General features: G+C 52.5%; 1 rRNA gene. It reads right to left on the bottom strand.

The features are described 5' to 3' along the window. Positions 1–19 precede the first annotated feature (19 nt). A 23S ribosomal RNA gene (locus ACJ8HT_RS24055) occupies positions 20–1331 on the bottom strand; the annotation flags it as partial.

Below are 1331 nucleotides of genomic sequence, written 5' to 3'. Positions count from 1 at the left end.
AAAACACCTTCGGTGTTGTAAGGTTAAGCCTCACGGATCATTAGTACTGGTTAGCTCAATGCATCGCTGCACTTACACACCCAGCCTATCAACGTCTTAGTCTTAAACGTTCCTTCAGGGGCCTTGAAGGCCCAGGGAAGACTCATCTTGAGGCAAGTTTCGCGCTTAGATGCTTTCAGCGCTTATCTTTTCCGCACTTAGCTACCGGGCAATGCCATTGGCATGACAACCCGAACACCAGTGGTGCGTTCACTCCGGTCCTCTCGTACTAGGAGCAACCCCTCTCAATCTTCCAACGCCCACGGCAGATAGGGACCGAACTGTCTCACGACGTTCTAAACCCAGCTCGCGTACCACTTTAAATGGCGAACAGCCATACCCTTGGGACCTACTTCAGCCCCAGGATGTGATGAGCCGACATCGAGGTGCCAAACACCGCCGTCGATATGAACTCTTGGGCGGTATCAGCCTGTTATCCCCGGAGTACCTTTTATCCGTTGAGCGATGGCCCTTCCATTCAGAACCACCGGATCACTAAGACCTACTTTCGTACCTGCTCGAGCCGTCACTCTCGCAGTCAAGCTAGCTTATGCCTTTGCACTAACCTCACGATGTCCGACCGTGATTAGCTAACCTTCGTGCTCCTCCGTTACTCTTTGGGAGGAGACCGCCCCAGTCAAACTACCCACCAGACACTGTCCTCACCCCAGATTATGGGGCCGAGTTAGAACATCAAACATTAAAGGGTGGTATTTCAAGGATGGCTCCACGCAGACTGGCGTCCACGCTTCAAAGCCTCCCACCTATCCTACACATCAAGGCTCAATGTTCAGTGTCAAGCTATAGTAAAGGTTCACGGGGTCTTTCCGTCTTGCCGCGGGTACACTGCATCTTCACAGCGAGTTCAATTTCACTGAGTCTCGGGTGGAGACAGCCTGGCCATCATTACGCCATTCGTGCAGGTCGGAACTTACCCGACAAGGAATTTCGCTACCTTAGGACCGTTATAGTTACGGCCGCCGTTTACTGGGGCTTCGATCAAGAGCTTCGCCTTGCGGCTGACCCCATCAATTAACCTTCCAGCACCGGGCAGGCGTCACACCGTATACGTCCACTTTCGTGTTTGCACAGTGCTGTGTTTTTATTAAACAGTTGCAGCCAGCTGGTATCTTCGACTGGCTTCAGCTCCATCCGCAAGGGACTTCACCTACATGCCAGCGTGCCTTCTCCCGAAGTTACGGCACCATTTTGCCTAGTTCCTTCACCCGAGTTCTCTCAAGCGCCTTGGTATTCTCTACCTGACCACCTGTGTCGGTTTGGGGTACGATTTA

The sequence above is a fragment of the Serratia sp. CY44782 genome (assembly GCF_052168715.1).
GTDB classification, from domain to species: Bacteria; Pseudomonadota; Gammaproteobacteria; order Enterobacterales; family Enterobacteriaceae; genus Serratia; species Serratia nevei.
Note: the sequence above shows the minus strand (reverse complement) of the source record. Positions and strands in the feature narration are given on the sequence as shown.